The organism is Streptomyces sp. NPDC127117 (assembly GCF_042677325.1).
Classification (GTDB): Bacteria; Actinomycetota; Actinomycetes; order Streptomycetales; family Streptomycetaceae; genus Streptomyces.
The window spans coordinates 1-16,999 of the sequence record NZ_JBHXTM010000008.1 but is presented as its reverse complement, the minus strand read 5'-3'; the positions used below and the strand labels follow the sequence as shown (position 1 = coordinate 16,999).

At 70.8% G+C, this 16,999-nt stretch carries 18 protein-coding genes; 5 read left to right on the top strand and 13 right to left on the bottom strand.

Going from position 1 to position 16,999, the window contains the following annotated elements; translation table 11 throughout:
* Positions 1-99: 99 nt before the first annotated feature.
* Positions 100-1,686 carry an apolipoprotein N-acyltransferase gene (lnt, locus tag ACFVH0_RS09655; RefSeq protein ID WP_385819197.1) on the top strand — a complete coding sequence of 529 codons (1,587 nt, stop codon included), beginning with the start codon at positions 100-102 and terminating at the stop codon, positions 1,684-1,686.
* A 48-nt stretch (positions 1,687-1,734) separates the two neighbouring features.
* On the opposite strand, the gene ACFVH0_RS09650 is transcribed toward lnt, so the two are convergent.
* The 3 genes from ACFVH0_RS09650 to ACFVH0_RS09640 form a co-directional block, all read right to left on the bottom strand.
* Complete coding sequence (locus tag ACFVH0_RS09650; protein ID WP_385819041.1) at positions 1,735-2,082, bottom strand: hypothetical protein; 348 nt, start codon at positions 2,080-2,082, stop codon at positions 1,735-1,737.
* Positions 2,083-2,167: 85 nt separating this feature from the next.
* The gene (locus ACFVH0_RS09645) at positions 2,168-3,067 is read right to left on the bottom strand and encodes a Gfo/Idh/MocA family protein (RefSeq protein ID WP_385819040.1); all 900 of its coding nucleotides are present in this window, start codon (positions 3,065-3,067) and stop codon (positions 2,168-2,170) included.
* 13 nt (positions 3,068-3,080) lie between these two features.
* The gene (locus ACFVH0_RS09640) at positions 3,081-4,301 is read right to left on the bottom strand and encodes an FAD-dependent monooxygenase (protein ID WP_385819039.1); all 1,221 of its coding nucleotides are present in this window, start codon (positions 4,299-4,301) and stop codon (positions 3,081-3,083) included.
* Positions 4,302-4,441: 140 nt separating this feature from the next.
* On the opposite strand from ACFVH0_RS09640, the gene ACFVH0_RS09635 reads away from it, so the two are divergent.
* Positions 4,442-5,047, top strand: coding sequence for a TetR/AcrR family transcriptional regulator (locus ACFVH0_RS09635; protein ID WP_385819038.1), 606 nt, complete (start codon positions 4,442-4,444; stop codon positions 5,045-5,047).
* A gap of 211 nt (positions 5,048-5,258) precedes the next feature.
* On the top strand, positions 5,259-5,711 hold the full coding sequence (locus tag ACFVH0_RS09630) for a hypothetical protein (protein WP_385819037.1): 453 nt from the start codon (positions 5,259-5,261) through the stop codon (positions 5,709-5,711).
* Positions 5,712-5,762: 51 nt separating this feature from the next.
* On the opposite strand, the gene ACFVH0_RS09625 is transcribed toward ACFVH0_RS09630, so the two are convergent.
* The 7 genes from ACFVH0_RS09625 to ACFVH0_RS09595 all read right to left on the bottom strand — a co-directional run bounded on the left by ACFVH0_RS09625 (position 5,763) and on the right by ACFVH0_RS09595 (position 11,873).
* Entirely contained in the window at positions 5,763-6,248 is a 486-nt protein-coding gene (locus ACFVH0_RS09625) for a hypothetical protein (RefSeq protein WP_385819036.1), read from the bottom strand.
* A gap of 147 nt (positions 6,249-6,395) precedes the next feature.
* Positions 6,396-7,079, bottom strand: coding sequence for a uracil-DNA glycosylase (gene ung / locus ACFVH0_RS09620; protein WP_356935815.1), 684 nt, complete (start codon positions 7,077-7,079; stop codon positions 6,396-6,398).
* A gap of 87 nt (positions 7,080-7,166) precedes the next feature.
* Positions 7,167-8,747, bottom strand: a complete 1,581-nt coding sequence (locus ACFVH0_RS09615; protein ID WP_385819035.1) for an ABC transporter substrate-binding protein — start codon at positions 8,745-8,747, stop codon at positions 7,167-7,169.
* A gap of 118 nt (positions 8,748-8,865) precedes the next feature.
* A complete protein-coding gene (locus tag ACFVH0_RS09610; RefSeq protein ID WP_385819034.1) occupies positions 8,866-9,621 on the bottom strand; it encodes an SDR family oxidoreductase in 756 nt (251 codons plus the stop codon).
* A 20-nt stretch (positions 9,622-9,641) separates the two neighbouring features.
* Positions 9,642-10,403 carry a 3-oxoacyl-ACP reductase FabG gene (fabG, locus tag ACFVH0_RS09605; protein WP_385819033.1) on the bottom strand — a complete coding sequence of 254 codons (762 nt, stop codon included), beginning with the start codon at positions 10,401-10,403 and terminating at the stop codon, positions 9,642-9,644.
* 235 nt (positions 10,404-10,638) lie between these two features.
* Positions 10,639-11,022: a DUF3037 domain-containing protein gene (locus tag ACFVH0_RS09600; RefSeq protein WP_385819032.1), complete on the bottom strand. Its 384-nt coding sequence runs from the start codon at positions 11,020-11,022 to the stop codon at positions 10,639-10,641.
* Positions 11,019-11,873, bottom strand: coding sequence for a HipA family kinase (locus tag ACFVH0_RS09595; protein WP_385819031.1), 855 nt, complete (start codon positions 11,871-11,873; stop codon positions 11,019-11,021). Before ACFVH0_RS09595 ends, ACFVH0_RS09600 begins: the two co-directional genes overlap by 4 nt.
* Positions 11,874-12,095: 222 nt before the next feature.
* Here ACFVH0_RS09595 and ACFVH0_RS09590 point away from each other — a divergent pair, with 222 nt between their 5' ends.
* On the top strand, positions 12,096-12,917 hold the full coding sequence (locus tag ACFVH0_RS09590) for a DUF6796 family protein (RefSeq protein WP_385819030.1): 822 nt from the start codon (positions 12,096-12,098) through the stop codon (positions 12,915-12,917).
* Positions 12,918-13,090: 173 nt separating this feature from the next.
* On the opposite strand, the gene ACFVH0_RS09585 is transcribed toward ACFVH0_RS09590, so the two are convergent.
* Positions 13,091-13,804: a class I SAM-dependent methyltransferase gene (locus ACFVH0_RS09585; protein ID WP_385819029.1), complete on the bottom strand. Its 714-nt coding sequence runs from the start codon at positions 13,802-13,804 to the stop codon at positions 13,091-13,093.
* A complete protein-coding gene (locus ACFVH0_RS09580) occupies positions 13,801-14,730 on the bottom strand; it encodes a LysR family transcriptional regulator (protein ID WP_385819028.1) in 930 nt (309 codons plus the stop codon). The genes ACFVH0_RS09585 and ACFVH0_RS09580 overlap by 4 nt, the downstream gene beginning before the upstream one ends.
* 165 nt (positions 14,731-14,895) lie before the next feature.
* Here ACFVH0_RS09580 and ACFVH0_RS09575 point away from each other — a divergent pair, with 165 nt between their 5' ends.
* Positions 14,896-15,723, top strand: coding sequence for a DMT family transporter (locus tag ACFVH0_RS09575; RefSeq protein WP_385819027.1), 828 nt, complete (start codon positions 14,896-14,898; stop codon positions 15,721-15,723).
* A 159-nt stretch (positions 15,724-15,882) separates the two neighbouring features.
* Here ACFVH0_RS09575 and ACFVH0_RS09570 read toward each other — a convergent pair whose 3' ends face one another.
* On the bottom strand, positions 15,883-16,710 hold the full coding sequence (locus tag ACFVH0_RS09570; RefSeq protein WP_385819026.1) for a PhzF family phenazine biosynthesis protein: 828 nt from the start codon (positions 16,708-16,710) through the stop codon (positions 15,883-15,885).
* Positions 16,711-16,999: the final 289 nt, after the last annotated feature.

Genomic DNA, 16,999 nt, shown 5'->3' with positions numbered 1-16,999 from the left:
GGTAGGAACCGCGGGGCGGGAAACCAGGGGGCAGACTGCTCATCGGGCAGGACGAGGAGGCGCGGCATGCGGGCCGGTCGGAGCGGGCAGTGGTCGCGGATGCTGCGGTCCGGCCGGTGGCACGGCTGCCTGGCGCTGCTCGCGGGCGCGCTGCCCGCGCTCGCGTTTCCCGCCCCTTCCCTGTGGTGGCTCGCCGGGGTCGGCCTGGTTCCGTGGCTGCTCCTGATCCGGTCCGCCGGGACGGGTCGCCGGGCGGCGCTGGACGGCTGGCTCGGCGGCACCGGCTACATGCTCGCGGTGCATCACTGGCTGATGCCGAGCCTCCATGTCTTCATCCTGATACTGGCGGCCCTGCTCGGTCTGCTGTGGGCTCCGTGGGGGCTGCTGGTCTTCCGGGTGCTGGGCGGGCCGGTGTCCGCCGCGGCCGTCGTCCGAGCGGTCGTCGTGGTGCCCTGCGGCTGGCTGATGATCGAGCTGGCCCGTTCCTGGGAGGCGCTCGGCGGCCCCTGGGGGCTGCTCGGCGCGAGCCAGTGGCAGGTGGCCCCCGCGCTCAGGGTGGCTTCCGTGGGCGGGGTGTGGCTGGTGAGCCTTGTGCTGGTGGCGGTGAACACCGCTGTCGCCCTGCTGTTCGTGGCCTCTGCCGCCCGTGCGGTGGCCGTGGCGGGCATCGTGGTGTGCGGTCTGGCCGTGGGGGCGATGGCGAAGTGGGCGCCGCAGCCCGAGGAGTCGGGAGTGGCCAGGATCGCCGTCGTACAGCCGGGTGTGGTCACCGGGGTGGACAGCGCCGAGCGCCGGCTCGCCATCAGTGAGCGGCTGACCGGCTCGCTCGCCGGGCGCGATCTCGATCTGGTGGTGTGGGGCGAGAGCAGTGTGGGGGTGGATCTCGCCCTGCGTCCGGACATCACGGCCCGGATCGCCGCGCTCTCGCGCCGGGCGGGCGCGGATGTGCTGGTCAATGTGGATGCCCGGCAGACCGACCGATCGGGCCGGACGGGGATCTTCAAGTCGGCGGTGCTGGTGGGTCCGGACGGGCTGACCGGGGACCGCTACGACAAGATGCGGCTGGTGCCGTTCGGCGAGTACATCCCGGCGCGCTCGGCGCTCGGCTGGGTCGTCTCGATGGGCCGGGCGGCCGGCGAGGACCGGTTGCGGGGCACCCGGCAGGTGACGATGTCGCTGCCCGGGGCCGACGGCGGGAACGGCCTGCGTATCGGGCCGCTGGTCTGCTTCGAGTCCGCGTTCCCCGACATGAGCCGCCGGCTCACCCGGGACGGCGCGCAACTGCTGATCGCCCAGTCGTCGACCTCCTCGTTCCAGCACGGCTGGGCGCCCGCGCAGCATGCCTCGCTCGGGGCGCTGCGGGCCGCCGAGAACGGCCGCCCGGTGGTGCATGCCACGCTCACCGGCGTCAGCACGGTGTACGGACCTCGGGGAGCACGGATCGGGGCTCCGCTCGGTACGGACACGTCCGGGGCCGCCGTGTTCGACGTACCGCTGGCGACGGGCACCACGCTCTATGTGCGGCTGGGCGACTGGCCGGTGCGGCTGGCGGCGGCTGTGCTTGCCCTGTACTTCGTGTTCGGTGCGGGCCGGTCCCTCATGCGGCGTGACGGGGTCGGGCCGGCCGGGGTGACGGGCGAGGCGGCCGCCGGGGTCGCGGGGCCGGTCGTCCGTCCGGGCCCTTGAGCCGGTGCGAGCAGCGTCACCGGATGGTCCGGGGCGGACTGTCGGGGGCTATCCGGGGCCGTTCACCGAGACGATGTTTCCCTGGGCGTCCACGGTGAGGGAGACCCGCTCGACCTTGTTGGTGACCGCCAGCACCAGCCACACGGCGCTCCAGAGGAAGCAGGTGAAGACCATCAGGATGGCGTGCAGCACATGGTTCAGCGGGTGTCCCCGGACCATGACGGCCTGTGTCCCGGAGCGCGATTCCACCCGCCAGCCACAGGCGATCCGCTGGTTGACCGCCCAGTCGAGGATCAGACCGCGCTGCATCGCGTCGGGCGGCCGCCCGTCGGCCGAGTAGTAACCCGGCGGCGGCTGGAGCGCTCCCCAGCCCTTTGGCTCGTCGTGAGGTCTCACGAGGTCACCTCCACGGGCCGGTGGTCCATCACCCCAGCCTGCATCTCGGCGGGGCCCGACGCATCCGGAAACCGCAGGGCAGCCCTCAGACGCAGTCCAGGTCGAGCAGAACGCGCTCGCACAGTTCGTGTGTCCGCAGGGCGTCCTCGGCGCTCAGCACCTTGCCGGCGCGGACCGCGTCCAGGAACGACAGCACGCTCTGCTCGATGCCGCGCTGACGGGCCACCGGCACCCAGTCGCCGCGCCGCCGCACGCTCGGCTGCCCCTTGTGTTCGATCACCTCGGCGAGGTTGACGACCTCGCGCTTGGTGTCCTGGCCGGAGACCTCCAGCCGTTCCTCCGTCGAGCCGCTGAGCCGGTTCATCGTGCCGATTGCGGTGAATCCGTCACCGGACAGCTGCAGCACGACATGGTGCATCAGGCCCTCACGGATCCTGGCCTGCACGGCGGTGTGCTCGACCGGCCCCGGCGCCAGGAAACGGAGAGTGTCCACGACATGGATGAAGTCGTCGAGCACCATGGTGCGCGGGTCCTCCGGCATGCCGACCCGGTTCTTCTGCATGAGGATCAACTCCCGCGGGTGCTCGGCGCACTGCGCGTAGCCGGGCGCGACCCTGCGGTTGAAGCCGACTGCGAGGCTCGTTCCGCGCTCCTCGGCCAGGCTCACCAGCCGCTGGGAATCGGCGAGTTCATAGGCAAGTGGCTTGTCGACGTAGGTGGCGACGCCGGCCTCCAGCAGCCGGGCCACGATCTCCGGGTGCACGGTCGTCGGGGCATGGACGAACGCGGCGTCCAGCCCCTGGGCGATCAGCGATTCGAGGTCGGTGTGACGCTGCCCGGCCGGGATGCGGTGGGCCTCGGCAACCGTGGCCAGGGTGGCGGGCGTCCGGGTCTGCAGATGCAGTTCGACCCCGGGCAGGGTGGTCAGAACCGGCAGATATGCCTTCTGCGCGATGTCGCCGAGCCCGATGCAGCCGACCTTCACAGGGGTCTCCCTCTCACTGTTCGGCGTCCACCGGCTCGGTGTCCGCCTCGCGAAGGGCAGCATACGTGTGCTGCGGCGGCCGCCAGTCGGCGATCCCGTCGAAGGTGCGCAGGACGAGGGTGGGGCCGAAACGCGAGACGGTGGAGAGCAGTGCGTCACGCGTCGCGACGGCGGGAGCGCTGGTCAGCCGCATCAGACGCGCGGTGCGCGCGGACTTGCGGACGATGGCCGAGGTACGGGGCAACCGGTCGGCGGTGTACGCCGCCGCCCCGGCGCCGAGGTCACCGCCCGGCCTCAGACGGTGGGCGAGGACGACCGCGTCCTCGATGGCCAGGTTGCCTCCCTGGCCGAGGCTCGGCGCCATCGCGTGCGCGGAGTCGCCGACGAGAACGGTGCGGCCCCGGTGGAAGGACGGCAGGGGATCGAGCAGGTGGAGGACGTCGTTGCGGAGCACCTGGCCGGGGTCGGCGGCGGCGATGATCGTCGGGATCGGATCGTGCCAGCTTCCGAACCGGCGCATCAGCTCCGCCTTCTCGTCGTCGGCGGCGTGGCCCCCGGCCGGGGCGACTGCGGCCCCGTAGGCGTAGATCCGGCCGTCCTTGAGCGGCTGGGTGCCCCAGAGGGCGCCGCGCCCCCAGGTCTCGTGCGGTGCGAAGGGCCGCTCGGGCGCGGGGACGACGATGCGCCAGGTGGTGAATCCGGCGTACGAGGGGCCGGGGTGGTCCGGGAAGAGCGCGCGCCGCACGGCCGAATTGACGCCGTCGGCGCCGATGACCAGATCGGCCTCGATGGTCCCGGCCGCCGTGCCGACGACGGCGGGCGCGCCGGCTGCCGTCCCCGGGTCCAGCAGTTTTGCCGCGGTACCGGTGCGGACGGTGCCGTCGGGCAGCCTGGCCAGGAGGAGGCCGACGAGGGTGGCCCGGTGCAGCAGGACGATCGCGCCGCCGAACCGCTCGGTCGCGGCGGCACTGTCCGTACGGGAGAGCCAGCGGCCGCCCGGGGCACGCATGCCTCCCTCGCCCTGCCAGGCGGCGAGGGCCCTGATCTCGTCCCCCAGGCCGACGATGTCCAGGGCACGCTGGGAGTTGGGGGCGAGGGAGATGCCGGCCCCGACGGGTTCCAGGGAGGCCGCGCGCTCCAGGACCGTGACCCGCCAGCCGCAGCCGTGCAGGGCCACCGCCGCGGTGAGGCCGCCGATTCCGCTGCCGATGACGACGGCGTGGGGCTTGTCCATGACTCCTCCAGCAATCCGCGAATCCCCGGTGCTCCGGGAATCCGGAGATCCGGGACTCCGGAATCCCGAGCATCGGAACTACACCCGTAGTGACAGCTTCACCGTACTACGGGTGTAGTTGCGAAGGTAGGTTTGGGCCCATGGCCACACGCACAACCGGCACCTCCCGGGCCGATCTCATCGCCGATGCCGCCCTCGCGCTCCTCGCCGAACGCGGGATGCGCGGGCTGACCCACCGCGCGGTCGACGAGCGCGCCGGACTCCCCCAGGGCTCGACGTCCAACTACGCGCGGACCCGGCAGGCCCTGCTGGAGGCGGCGGTGCGACGGCTCGCGGAACGCGAGGCACGGGTGCTCGCCCCCACCGAACTCCCGGTTCCGGTCGCCGGACCGGAGGGACTGGTGGCCGGTCTCGCACTGGCGCTGCACCGCTATCTCACCCGCCACCCCGAACTGCTCGTCTGCCGTTACGAATTGGCCCTGGAGGCCACCCGCCGCCCGGAGCTGCGGGAGTTCTTCGACGCGACGGGACGGCAGTTCCGCGAACCGCTGATGGCGCTGATGACGGCCGCCGGATCGACCGAGCCCGAACGGCACACGCTGTCCCTGGTGGCCTGGTGCGAGGGGCTGATGTTCTCCTGCGCCGTGGGATCGTTCAGCCGCTCCGTACCGAGCGAGGAGGAACTGCGCACCGGCTTCACCGAACTGATCGCCGGGATGCTGGGACCACGATGGGCGCTCCACTGACCGCATCACCACACGCACGGCACCGACCCGTATCACCTCGGACACGGCACCACGGATGCGACTTCGGCCCGGTTCACCGCCGGCACGGCACCCACCGACGTCTGCATGACCGCCACGCTCACCGGCCGGCGCCGGGCCGGTGTCACTCTTGCGGGCCAATCCCGCTCTCCCGGCTCCCCCGGGGGCGGCTCCGCACAGCAGAGTTGATCAGGTGCAACGAACCAGAATCACCGTGAGCCTCCTGATGGGCGTCGCCGTCACGGCGCTGTCGGGCTGCGTGTCCGTGCAGCCGCAACCCGACGTTCCGCCCCGGCCCCGGGCCAGTGGGCCCGCCCAGGACCTGACACCGCAGATCGTGCTGCCTCCGGTCCACGACTCCCTGGGGGCCGTTCCGACCCCCGCGCCGTCCGCATCCGCGTCCCACCGCGCCCACGCCGCACCGCCGGACACCCGGCGGCCCGTGCCCCGCACACCCCGGCAGCAGTGGCGCCCTGCCGCCCCTCGGCCCCGGCCGCACGGCGCCCCGCCCGCCGCGACCGTCCCGGCCCCGGCCCTGCCCGCCCCGGTCGCCGGGACCGACGTCTGCGCGCTGGGGCGGGGGTACGGGCGCTGGCCCGCGGGCAGCCCGCAGTCCCGGATCTGCGACGACGCCTACGGCCACTGAGCCCGGACGGGAAGAACGAGCAGTGGCCCGTCCATCTCGGACGGGCCACCCTCACAGCTCGCGCAGCCGCAGCTCCAGCCGCTCGATCGCCGCGCGCACCCCTCCCCCGTACCCGTCGTCCGACCCGTCGTCGGCGAGCACCCAGGACGCGGCACGCGCCCGGTCCAGGTGGATCCGGGCGGCATCGGGGCGCCGCAGCTTCACATAGTCCGCCGCGAGATTGAGATGGAGCGAGGGGTAGAAGGCCCGCACCGCCGGCGCGTCGGGGTGCTGCTCCGCACGCTCGTCACTCAGCCCGCCTGCCGCGGTCAACGCCCGCAGGTCCCAGGCCAGTTCATCACCGGGGTCGTCCTGGGCGTCGGCCATGTAGTGGGCGAGGGTGCACCGGTGCAGGGCGTCACCGTCCTCGCCGATCTCCGACCAGAGCTCGCCGAAACGATTGCGGGCCTCCTCGCGGTCACCCGCGTGCAGCAGCATGATCGCCTGGCCGATCCTGGTCATGACGGCGTCCTTGGACGCCTCCCGCTGCTCCGTCACTGCGACCTCCGTGCGCGCTCGTCCCCCCGTTCCCCTTCGACGCTAGCCGCAGCCGCCCCCGATCCCGCTGAGGCTCGGGCGGGCACCCCGAGGCTTGTCCGCGATCCCCCGGACGCCCGCCACCGCCCGGGGCCGGGAGCCGCGGCCTCAGCCCAGGTCGGGGATGCGCCAGTCGATGGCGTCGTGGCCCTGTGCCGCCACGGCCTCGTCGATCTGGGTGAACGGACGGGAGCCGAAGAACTTCTTGGCCGAGAGCGGCGAGGGGTGCGCCCCCTTCACCACCACATGGCGTTCCTCGTCGATCAGCGGGAGCTTCTTCTGGGCGTAGTTGCCCCAGAGCACGAAGACCGCCGGGTCGGGGCGCGACGCGACCGCGCGGATCACCGCGTCGGTGAACTTCTCCCAGCCCTTGCCCTTGTGCGAGTTGGCCTCGCCCGCGCGGACCGTCAGCACGGCGTTGAGCAGGAGCACGCCCTGCTCGGCCCACGGCATCAGGTATCCGTTGTCCGGGACCGGCAGGCCGAGCTCCTCCTTCATCTCCTTGTAGATGTTCCGCAGGGACGGGGGCGTCTTCACACCCGGCCGCACGGAGAAGCACAGCCCGTGCCCCTGCCCCTCGCCGTGGTACGGGTCCTGGCCGAGGACGAGGACCTTCACCTTGTCGTAGGGAGTGGCCTCCAGTGCGGCGAACACCTGGTCGCGCGGCGGGTAGACCGGCCCCTTGGCCCGCTCCTCCTCGACGAACTCGGTGAGCTCCTTGAAGTACGGCTTCTGCAGCTCTTCGCCGAGGACGCCGCGCCAGGACTCGGGCAGCAGGTCGGTGTCGGTCACTTCAACAACCTCCGGTAAGCAATCAGCTTTTCAACCGAGAACCTACCGGGGGCCACTGACAACGCGCCCTGCCGGTCCGGATCCCGCCTACCAGCTGGCCTTGCGGTAGAACTCCCACATCTGCATGACGACCTGCGGGTCCAGGGCGCGCTCGCCGCCGCCGATGTCCTCGCCGGAGGCGACGTACAGCTTTCCCTGCCACAGCGGCAGCATCCGCACGTCGTCGACCAGGATCTTCTGGGCCCGCTCGAACTGCTTGCTCACCGCACCCCGGTCGCTCTCCTTGCGGGTCTGAGGCAGCAGCTCCTGGGAGATCTCGTTCTTGATGTACGGCATGCCCGTGACGCTGTTCTTGCCGACGAACGGGGCGATGAAGTTGTCCGGGTCCGGGAAGTCCGGGAACCAGCCGCGGCCGAAGACAGGGTACTGGCCCTTGTTGAAGCCTTCCTGGAACTCCTTCCAGGGCTTGCTCTTCAGCGTGATGCGGAACAGCCCGGAGCTCTCCAGCTGCCGCTTGAGCTCGTCGAACTCAAGGGCCGTGGAGGAGCCGTACCTGTCGGTCGTGAACCAGAAGGTCATGTTGACGGGCTTGTTGATGCCGGCCCGGGTCAGGATCTGCTTGGCCTTGGCCTTGTCCGGCTCGCCGTAGCTGTCGAAGAAGCTCGTGGTGTGTCCCGCGATGCCCTTGGGGACCATGGAGTACAGCGGCTCGGCCGTGCCCTGGTAGACCTTCGCCACCAGTGCGTCACGGTCGACGAGCTGGGCGATGGCCCGCCGTACGGCCACGTTCCCGGCTGCCGGGTCCTCGGGGTTGAAGACCAGGAAGCGGATGTCCGCGCCGACCGACTCGACGATCTGGAGGTGGCTGTCCTTGTCCCGGTTGTTCTCCAGGTCGACGACGTCCTCGGCGGTGAGGCCGCGGTAGATCGCGTCGATCCGGTTCTTCTTCAGGGCCCCGACCACGGTGACGGAATCCTTGAAGTAGCGGATCGTCACCGCTTCGTTCTTGCGGTTGGCGAATCCCTTGTAGTCGGGGTTCTTCACCAGTTCTGCCCGGTTTCCCGGCTTGTACGAATCAAGGAGGTACGGACCGGATCCGGTGATCTTTCCGTCGCCGCGTATCTTGTGCTTCGAATAGTCGCTGGGGGCCACCAGTGACATGGCGGGCGTGGCGAGGATGAAGGGGAACGTCGCGTCCGGCTTGGTGAGGTGGAAGACGACTATGTCGTCCCCCTTGGTCTCGATCCGGTCGAGCGAGCCGAGCATGCCGACCGGGCCACCCTTGACATTGATCTCCGAGATCCGGTCGATGGAGTACTTCACCGCCTCGGCGTCGAGCTTGTCCCCGTTGGAGAATTTCAGGCCCTCGCGGAGCTTGCACCGGTAGGAGGTGCTGGTGGTGTCGGTGAATTTGCACCATTCCGCGGCATCGGGCTCGGGGCTCGTACTGCCGGTGGGGAAACTCACCAGGGTCTGGAAGACATTCCGCATCAGCTCCCAGGAGTTGTCCCACGCCGCCGCCGGATCGAGGGTGGAGGGCTCGCTGGTCGTACCGACGACTATCTTCTGCTCGACTTCGGAGCCGCTGTCGGAAAGAAGTCCGCAGCCTGCCAGCAGAGAAAGGGAAGCAAGGGCTGCAGCGGCCTGCAGACTGGCCCGGTAGAACACGTGAACGCTCCTCGATCAGCCATGGGTCGGCAGACCATACCGCAGTGCCCCGTCGGGTCAATCCACAGGCCCGACAGGGCACTTGAGTCAATCAGGGCCAAATCCGCTCAGGCCGTTCTCAGCCCACGCCCGCATTCAGGAAAATTCCGCCGTCGACCACCAGGGTCTGTCCCGTGATCCAGTCGGACTGGCTGGACGTGAGGAACGCGGCGGCACCGCCGATGTCCTCCGGCATCCCCAGCCGGCCGAGCGGGTAGCCGGCCGCCGCCTCCTCCTCGCGGCCCTCGTAGAGCGCCTGGGCGAACTTGGTCTTCACGACCGCCGGTGCGATCGTGTTGACCCGGACGACCGGCGCGAACTCGTGCGCCAGCTGAAGGGTCAGGTTGATCATGGCCGCCTTGCTGATGCCGTACGCGCCGATGAAGGGCGAGGCGGAGACACCGGCGACCGAGGCGATGTTGACGATCGCCCCGCCGTTCTCCTTCTGCCAGGCCTTCCAGGTCAGCTGCGCGAAGCCGAGCGCCGAGAGCACGTTGGTCTCGAACACCTTGCGGGCGACATCGAGGTCGAGCTCCGCGATCGGGCCGAACACCGGGTTCGTACCGGCGTTGTTGATCAGGAAGTCGACCCGGCCGAACGCCTCCATGGTGCGCTCGACGGCGACCACCCGGTGCGCCTCGTCGTGTGCCTTGCCGGCCACGGCGATCGCCCGGTCGGCGCCCAGCCGCTCGACGGCCGCCTTGAGGGCGTCCTCGCCGCGTCCGGTGATGCACACCCGGTCGCCGCGGGCCACCAGCGCCTCGGCGATGCCGTAGCCGATGCCCCGGCTCCCGCCCGTGATGAGCGCGACCTTCCCGCTGTCCTGCACAGTCATGATGTCCGTAGCCCTTCGGGTCAGTTGAGCGGTCCGCCGGCGACGTACATGACCTGACCGGAGACGAAGCCCGCCTCGTCACCGGTGAAGAAGGCGATGGCGTTGGCGATGTCCTCGGGGCGGCCGACCCGCTGCACCGGGATCTGGGTGGCGGCGGCGGCCTGGAACTCCTCGAAGCCCATGCCGACCCGGGCCGCCGTCTGCGCGGTCATCTCGGTGACGATGAAGCCGGGGGCGACGGCGTTGGCCGTGATGCCGAACTTGCCGAGCTCCTTGGCGAGGGTCTTGGTGAAGCCCTGGAGACCGGCCTTGACCGCGGAGTAGTTGGCCTGGCCGCGGTTGCCGAGCGCCGAGGAGGAGGAGAGCGAGACGATCCGGCCGAACCTGGCGTCCACCATGTGCTTCTGAACGGCCTTGGCCATCAGGAACGCGCCCTTGAGGTGCACGTTCATCACGGTGTCCCAGTCGGACTCGGTCATCTTGAAGAGCAGGTTGTCGCGGAGCACGCCCGCGTTGTTGACGAGGATCGTCGGAGCGCCGAGCTCGGCGGCGACGCGCGCGACCGCGGCTTCCACCTGGGCGCTGTCCGACACATCGCAGCCGACCGCGAGGGCGGTGCCCCCGGCGGCGGTGATCTTCTCGACGGTGTCCTTGCAGGCCGCCTCGTCGAGGTCGAGTACGGCGACGGCGCGGCCCTCGGCCGCCAGGCGTACCGCGGTGGCGGCGCCAATGCCCCGCGCCGCTCCGGTCACGATGGCGACGCGCTGCTCGGTGGTGGACATGCTTGGTTCTCCTCGCCCTTGGATCGCCGCTCAGCGGACGTCGGGGCGGCCTCGGCACGGAACCTCGTGCGCGCGGAACCTTCCCGATAGCTGAGCAACCGCTTAGTACCTTCAGCAGACGAGACGCTAGAAGCCCTGGCACCCGGTGTCAACGGCGCACGGCCGCCAAGGCGCATGTCACACACCCGGCGGCGCCGCCCACACCGTGGTCACGGGCGGCGCCGCAGGGCGCGGGTCAGCGCACCAGCAGTTCGAGCAGCCGCTCGACCTCGGCCGCCGGGTCGGTCGTGAGGCCGCTGTGCACGGGGCTCGGCTGGACGACGGTGGAGCGCGGCGCGATCAGCCACCGGAAGCGGCGGCCGGCGTCGTCACGGGCCGCCTGGCCCGCGTCCGTGCCGCCGAGGCACACTCCCTCGACGGCACGCAGGGCGGCCCGTACGCCGATCACGTCGGCGCTGGGGTCCAGGGCCATCAGCTTGGACTCGTCGAGATGGGTGCGGGCGGCCACGAAGCCCCTCGCACGGCAGTAGACGACGACGCCCGCGTTGAAGAACTCGCCGCGCTGCACCCGCGGCACCACGCGCAGCAGCGCGTACTCGAATACATCGCGCTCGCTCACCGCTGGCCGTCCTTGTCGTTCTTCTTGGTGGGGTGCGGCCAGGGGGTGAGGTGTTCGGTGAGCCAGCCGGGGGCCTGGGACGGCCTGGGCTCGGTGGGGCCCTCCATCGTGATCCGCTCGTGGATGGTCGCGGCGCGCGGCAGCAGCGCCTCCACATAGGCGCGGCGCAGCTCGTCGGTGGTGTCGAAGCCCGGCTCGTCCACCAGCCACTCGTCGGGGACGTCGGCGGCGACCTCGGTGAGCAGTTCCTCGGTGACCAGCGGGGCCAGCTCGGCGGCGGCCGCGGCGATATCGGGCGCGAACGGGGCGAGCGCGTGGTCGGAGGCGTTGTACGGCTTGGCGGCGGAGGCCCGGACGCCGGGCCAGTTGTGGTGCCAGATCATGGTGGCGCCGTGGTCGATGAGCCACAGGTCGCCGTGCCAGACCAGCATGTTCGGATTGCGCCAGGACCGGTCGACGTTGTTGATCAGCGCGTCGAACCAGACGACACGTCCGGCCTCCCGCGGGTCCACCTGGTAGGCGAGCGAGTCGAAGCCGATCGAGCCGGGCAGGAAGTCCATCCCGAGGTTGAGTCCACCGCTGGCCTTCAGGAGCTCCTGCACCTCCTGGTCGGGCTCGGCGAGCCCGATGACCGGGTCGAGCTGGATCTGTACGAGGTCAGGGATCCGGAGCCCGAGCCGGCGGCCGAGCTGTCCGCAGATGACCTCCGCGACCAGCGTCTTGCGTCCCTGTCCGGCGCCGGTGAATTTCATGACATACGTGCCGAGGTCGTCGGCCTCGACGATCCCGGGAAGCGATCCACCCTCCCGCAGGGGCGTGACGTAGCGGGTCGCTGTGACTTCGGTGAGCATTGGCCCAGGCTATCCGGCGAGGTCACCTCGCGATCCGCGGATGACGGTGCAGCCGAGGCCGAGGCACTCGGAGCCGACCGACGGCGGCCGCGCGCTCCCGTGCGGTGGACAGGTCCGGGGCGCGAGCCGCTTTCGGCCCGTGTCCACGGGGTGCGCATGGACCGGCACCACACCGAATACACCAACACCCCCACGTGCAACTTAGGTTAGGCTTACCTGACTATGATCGCTGCATTAGGGGCTGCCGACGTGTGGACGGATACAAACAGAATGAAACAGGTACGGCTCGCCGGGATCGCGGGCGTCCTGGCGTCGATCGCCTGGCTTGTCGGGGACATTCTGCTCCTGGGCGAGCCCGTGGCATCGCCCGGCGATCACCCTCTTCTGAATGACTACGACGGAATGGCCGGTGTCTCACTGGCGGCCATGCTGTCGGCCTCCACGACTCGGCTGGCGTGGGGAGCGCTGCTCGGCGTGCTGACCGGTCCGCTCTATCTGGTCGCGTGCTGGCATCTGTACCAGGGGCTCCGCCCGGCGCGCCGATTGCTCTCGCTCCCACCGTTCTTGCTGCTGATCACAGGTTTCGCCCTCGCCCCCTTCGCTCATGGCTCCTTCTTCTACTGGGGCCAGGCGGCCAAGGTGATCGACGCCTCCGGCACACGGTCCGCTGAACTGACGGCGTTGCCGGGCGACTTGGCGGGCGTGCTGTTCCTGCCTTACGCGGTGCTGCTGGCCTGCTGGGTGCTGGGTTCCGTCTGGATGGCCGTGTGTGTACTCCGGTGCACCACGGCCTTCCCCCGGTGGATGTGTGCCGTGAACCCACTGATCTGCATCCCTGTCGGGGCCCTCTTCACCACATTGGTGCCCGGTTCCGTGGGGACCGCGATCCAGGGGGCGCAGCTGAGCATCGGCAATCTGCTGTTCTTCTCACTGTCGACCATCACGCTGTGGAACATCCGCCCGAGCGCCGAGGCGCAGCAGCCGGTGCCGCTACCCGCACCGGGCGCGGCCGGGCTGACGGCACGAGAGCTCCCGACAGTGTGACCACCGGGGCGTGTCCTGCATTCCACGGTCGACCACCCGGCCCGGTGGGCATGGTGGTGGACTGCTGCCGACGGTCCGGGCAACGTCCTGCGGGGTGAGCCACTCCATCGTCTCCTTGACCAACTGGGGCGTAAACGCGTCGATCCGAGCCCGTACCGGTGCCCGCCCGCGCCCTATCGGCGGCTGAGATTCGGGGGCTGCGGTGGGCGGACAGCAGACACCAGCAGCGTTTCGGCCGTGTGCGGCCCGTGCCCGGCGGCGGCCGGCGTATCGATGGTGATCTCCGTGAACCCGGCCTCTTCGAGGGCCTTCGTCCACACGTGTTCCTTGAGTACCCAGCGGCGCATCGTGGTCGCTCCTCCTTCCGGGGTCCTTGCCGGGATGTCTGCGGGCACGACATCGGCCTGGGCGTGCTCGCCGCTCAGGTAGTGGGCAAGAGTGGAGAACACCAGCCGCCCGCCGGGCCGCAGCGCGGCGGCCGCTGCCGGCAGCAGTTCCCGCGGCTCGGTGAAGTCGACCGCGCCGAAGACGCTGTAGAGCACGTCGTACGTGTCGGTCATCGCGTGCAGGTGGGCCACGACGTCGGACCGCACGATGCGCAGGCGGGGCGCGAGGTGGCCGTACAGGTCGGTGGCCATGGCGTACTGCGCCGGTGAGGCGTCGACCGCGGCTACCCGGGCGGGTCGGTGATGGACGGCCAGGTGGGCGGCGTGCCGGGCCGTGCCGGCGCCGAGGTCACCGACGCACCGGCCGGTGAGGTGGCCGAGCGCTTCCGGGCCGGGTCCACCGTCCTGGTTCCAGGTCCAGCGAAAGGTCTCGGGGACGGTCCGGTCGGCGGCAGCGCGGACCCGGCCGTAGTGATGCCAGAGGTCTCCGGTGGTGGTCACCGGTCCCGTCCTGGCGGGCGCGGGCGCGACCGCGCACCGTGCCCGCGGTAGAGATGGGCGGCGAGGGCGATGGCGGTGTGAGTGGCGGGGTGGGCGTCGTGGGGGCGCCAGATGAGGTGGACGGGGATGGGGTCGGCGTCGCGCAGCGGGCGGTAGGTGATGTCGTCGCGGCGGTATTGGGCGGCTGTGGCCTCGGCGGTGAGGCCGATGCAGCGGCCGGTGGCGATGGCGGCGAGCCAGTCGTCGATGTCGTGGGTGTACTCGACATCGGGCCGTGCCCCTTCGGGCCACAGGCCGAGGGTGGTGGTGCCGGTGCGACGGTCGATGGCCAGAGTGCGGGCGGGGATCTCGGCCAGGCGGATGCTACGACGGCGGGCCCAGGGGTCGTCGGAGGCCAGGGCGACGTAGCGGGTCTCGTGGCCGATCAGGGCATGCGCCCAGGGTTTGAGGTCGAGCGGGGCGCGGATGACGGCGAGGTCGCACAGCCCTTCCGCGAGGCCGCCGGTGGGGGTGTTGTGGCGGATCAGGCGCAGGTCGGTCTCAGGGTGCTGCTCGTGCCAGCGGCGCTGGAACTCGGTGGTGCGGCTGCCGAAGGCGGACCAGGCGTGGCCGACGTGCAGGCGGGTACGGCCGGTGGCGGCCTCATGGATGAGTTCGTCGGCGCCGGCGAGCAGGACGCGGGCGCGGGCGAGCACCTGCACGCCCGCGGGGGTGGGTGCGACGCTGCGGCTGGTGCGGTGCAGCAGCCGCACCCCGAGCAGGTTCTCCAGGGCGGCGAGGGAGCGGGAGACAGCAGCCTGGGAGGTGCCGAGCTCGTGGGCGGCGTCGGTGAAAGTGCCGGTGTCGATGATGGCGACCAGGCACCGCAGGTGTTTCAGTTCCAGTGCCTGCGCGCCGCGCCGTTCGGCATCCGTACCGTCATCCATACTCCCAGCGTATCGATGGTCGCGTGAATGCATTTTGCGTATGCCAGTGGTGTGCCCATCGTCGTGGGTATGCAAATCGACTCCGGCGCCTCTTCCACCGTGGCGTCTGCTCCCGTCGCACACGACGGCGCCCCTGGCGGAGGGCGTTGGGGCGGGGTGGCTTTGATGCTGGGAAGCGGCCTGTCCAACCAGACCGGGGCCGCCGTCGCGGCGCAGGCATTCCCGGTCATCGGCCCGGTGGGTGTCGTGGCGGTCCGCCAGTGGGTGGCCGCTGCCGTGCTCGGCGCGGTCGGCAGGCCCCGGCTGAGCCGGTTCACCGCTGCGCAGTGGCGGCCGGTGCTGGGGCTCGGGCTGGTTTTCGCCGCGATGAACCTGTCCTTGTACGTGGCGATCGAGCGGATCGGGCTCGGCCTGGCCGTCACCCTTGAGTTCCTGGGCCCGCTGACCGTGGCCCTGAGCGGCTCCCGCCGCCGCACCGACCTCGCCGCCGGAGCGGCGGCCGCGGGCGCGGTGGTGGTCCTCACCCGCCCCACCCCGTCCACCGACTACTTGGGCATCTGCCTGGCCTCGCTGGCCGCAGTGTGCTGGGGCTGCTACATCCTGCTCAACCGGACGATCGGAGCCCGGCTGCCCGGCCTGGAAGGCTCAGCCGCCGCGGCGATCATCTCCGCGGCCCTCTACCTGCCCATCGGCGCCTGGGTGCTCTGGCACCACCGGCCCAGCCCCGCGGCCCTGGGGTGCGCCCTGGCGGCCGGAGTGCTCTCCTCCGCGGTGCCGTTCCTCGCCGACCTGCTGGCCCTGCGCCGCGTCCCGGCGCACTTCTTCGGGGTATTCATGAGCGTCAACCCCGTCTTCGCGGCCCTGGTCGGCCTCGTCGTCCTGGGGCAGCGCCTCGATCACCTCGCCTGGCTCGCGATCGCCGTGATCGTCGCTGCGAACACCGCCGTGGTCTCCACCGCCCACCGTCCTGCCATCCGACGAAACACGACGTGAAGGCGCCGGCCACCGCCGAGAGCGCTCTGCTCCGCGACCACTCGCCGCCAGGGCACGGGACACGGCAGGCGATTCGCACTGTCCGCGTGTCCGGGGCGGGCTCAAACGATGCCGGACTCCCGCGTCCCATGTGCGTGGCCGATCCCCTGGACCGGTCGGTCAGACGTGCAGGGTTCCATCGAGGATGGTGACCGCGTACCCGGTGAGATGGACGCGGTCACCGTGCACGGCGGTCCTGACGAGCCCGGTGCGCGCGGATACCTGCAGGCCGGTGAGCCCGTTGCGGGCCATCCGTGCCGACCAGTAGGGGGCCAGGGCGGTATGGGCGCTGCCTGTGACCGGATCTTCGAGGATGCCTTCGGCAGGTGAGAAGAAACGGGAGACGAAATCGTACTCCAGGCCGGGTCCGGGCGCCGGGGCCGTGGTGATGACGCCGCGCAGACCTTCACGACGGGTCAGGTCGGCTACCGCGTCGAGGTCGGGTGTCACGGCCCGGACGGTGGCCTCGTCGGGCAGGACGGTCAACAGGTCGCCGAGCGCACCGGTACGGAAGGTGGCTTCCGGCATGACCCCCAGGGCCTCCGACAGGCCCGCCGGCACCGGGACTTCGGTACCGGGCGCGGCCGGGAAGTCCAGGGTGATGCTGCCGTCATGGTGCGCATGCGCGGTGAGGATGCCGCTGAACCGGCTACGGAACCGCACCGCGCCGACAACCCCCCGCTCCCGCCGCAGGGTGTGCGCGGCGGCCAATGTGGCATGGCCGCACAGATTGGTCTCGACGAGTGGGGCGAACCAACGAATCTCCCAGTCGGCGTCCTCGTCGGCGGGGAGCTGCCGCACGAAGGCGGTCTCGGAGTGACCCATCTCGGCGGCAACCTGCTGCATCCACGCAGCTTCAGGCCAGTCTCCGGCATCGAGCAGGCACACACCCGCAGGGTTTCCGGCAAAGGGACGGTCGATGAAGGCGTCTACGACGTGGATACGCATACCGCGACGATATCGACGCCAATCGCAGCCGAACCAAGTCCAATCCGAGAAAAGTGGACTGAAATCTCGTTCCGGGTCTCCACTCGCCCGTGCCGTAGCGTGCCCGCGCGGCCACCACGCTCCTTTGTACGGGCGTCCTGGCGCTCTGTGGACTCCTCCCTCCGCTCCTGGCGCGGCTGTCCGTCCCCGGATGCCGCCGACCGGTCGCGCGTCCCGCGTCCGATCCGGCGCGGCGCACCTGCCCCGTATCCGGCCCCCGGCGCGCGAAGGCGCCCGCGGGGACCGGGCG

What these genes read in the sequence shown, in the direction of transcription:
- ACFVH0_RS09575 (WP_385819027.1), top strand. Translation starts at nt 14,896, where the DNA reads ATGCTGGGAAGCGGCCTGTCCAACCAGACCGGGGCCGCCGTCGCGGCG.
- ACFVH0_RS09590 (WP_385819030.1), top strand. Translation starts at nt 12,096, where the DNA reads ATGATCGCTGCATTAGGGGCTGCCGACGTGTGGACGGATACAAACAGA.
- ACFVH0_RS09580 (WP_385819028.1), bottom strand. Translation starts at nt 14,730, where the DNA reads ATGGATGACGGTACGGATGCCGAACGGCGCGGCGCGCAGGCACTGGAA.
- lnt (WP_385819197.1), top strand. Translation starts at nt 100, where the DNA reads ATGCTGCGGTCCGGCCGGTGGCACGGCTGCCTGGCGCTGCTCGCGGGC.
- ACFVH0_RS09635 (WP_385819038.1), top strand. Translation starts at nt 4,442, where the DNA reads ATGGCCACACGCACAACCGGCACCTCCCGGGCCGATCTCATCGCCGAT.
- ACFVH0_RS09595 (WP_385819031.1), bottom strand. Translation starts at nt 11,873, where the DNA reads ATGCTCACCGAAGTCACAGCGACCCGCTACGTCACGCCCCTGCGGGAG.
- ACFVH0_RS09640 (WP_385819039.1), bottom strand. Translation starts at nt 4,301, where the DNA reads ATGGACAAGCCCCACGCCGTCGTCATCGGCAGCGGAATCGGCGGCCTC.
- fabG (WP_385819033.1), bottom strand. Translation starts at nt 10,403, where the DNA reads ATGTCCACCACCGAGCAGCGCGTCGCCATCGTGACCGGAGCGGCGCGG.
- ACFVH0_RS09570 (WP_385819026.1), bottom strand. Translation starts at nt 16,710, where the DNA reads ATGCGTATCCACGTCGTAGACGCCTTCATCGACCGTCCCTTTGCCGGA.
- ACFVH0_RS09610 (WP_385819034.1), bottom strand. Translation starts at nt 9,621, where the DNA reads ATGACTGTGCAGGACAGCGGGAAGGTCGCGCTCATCACGGGCGGGAGC.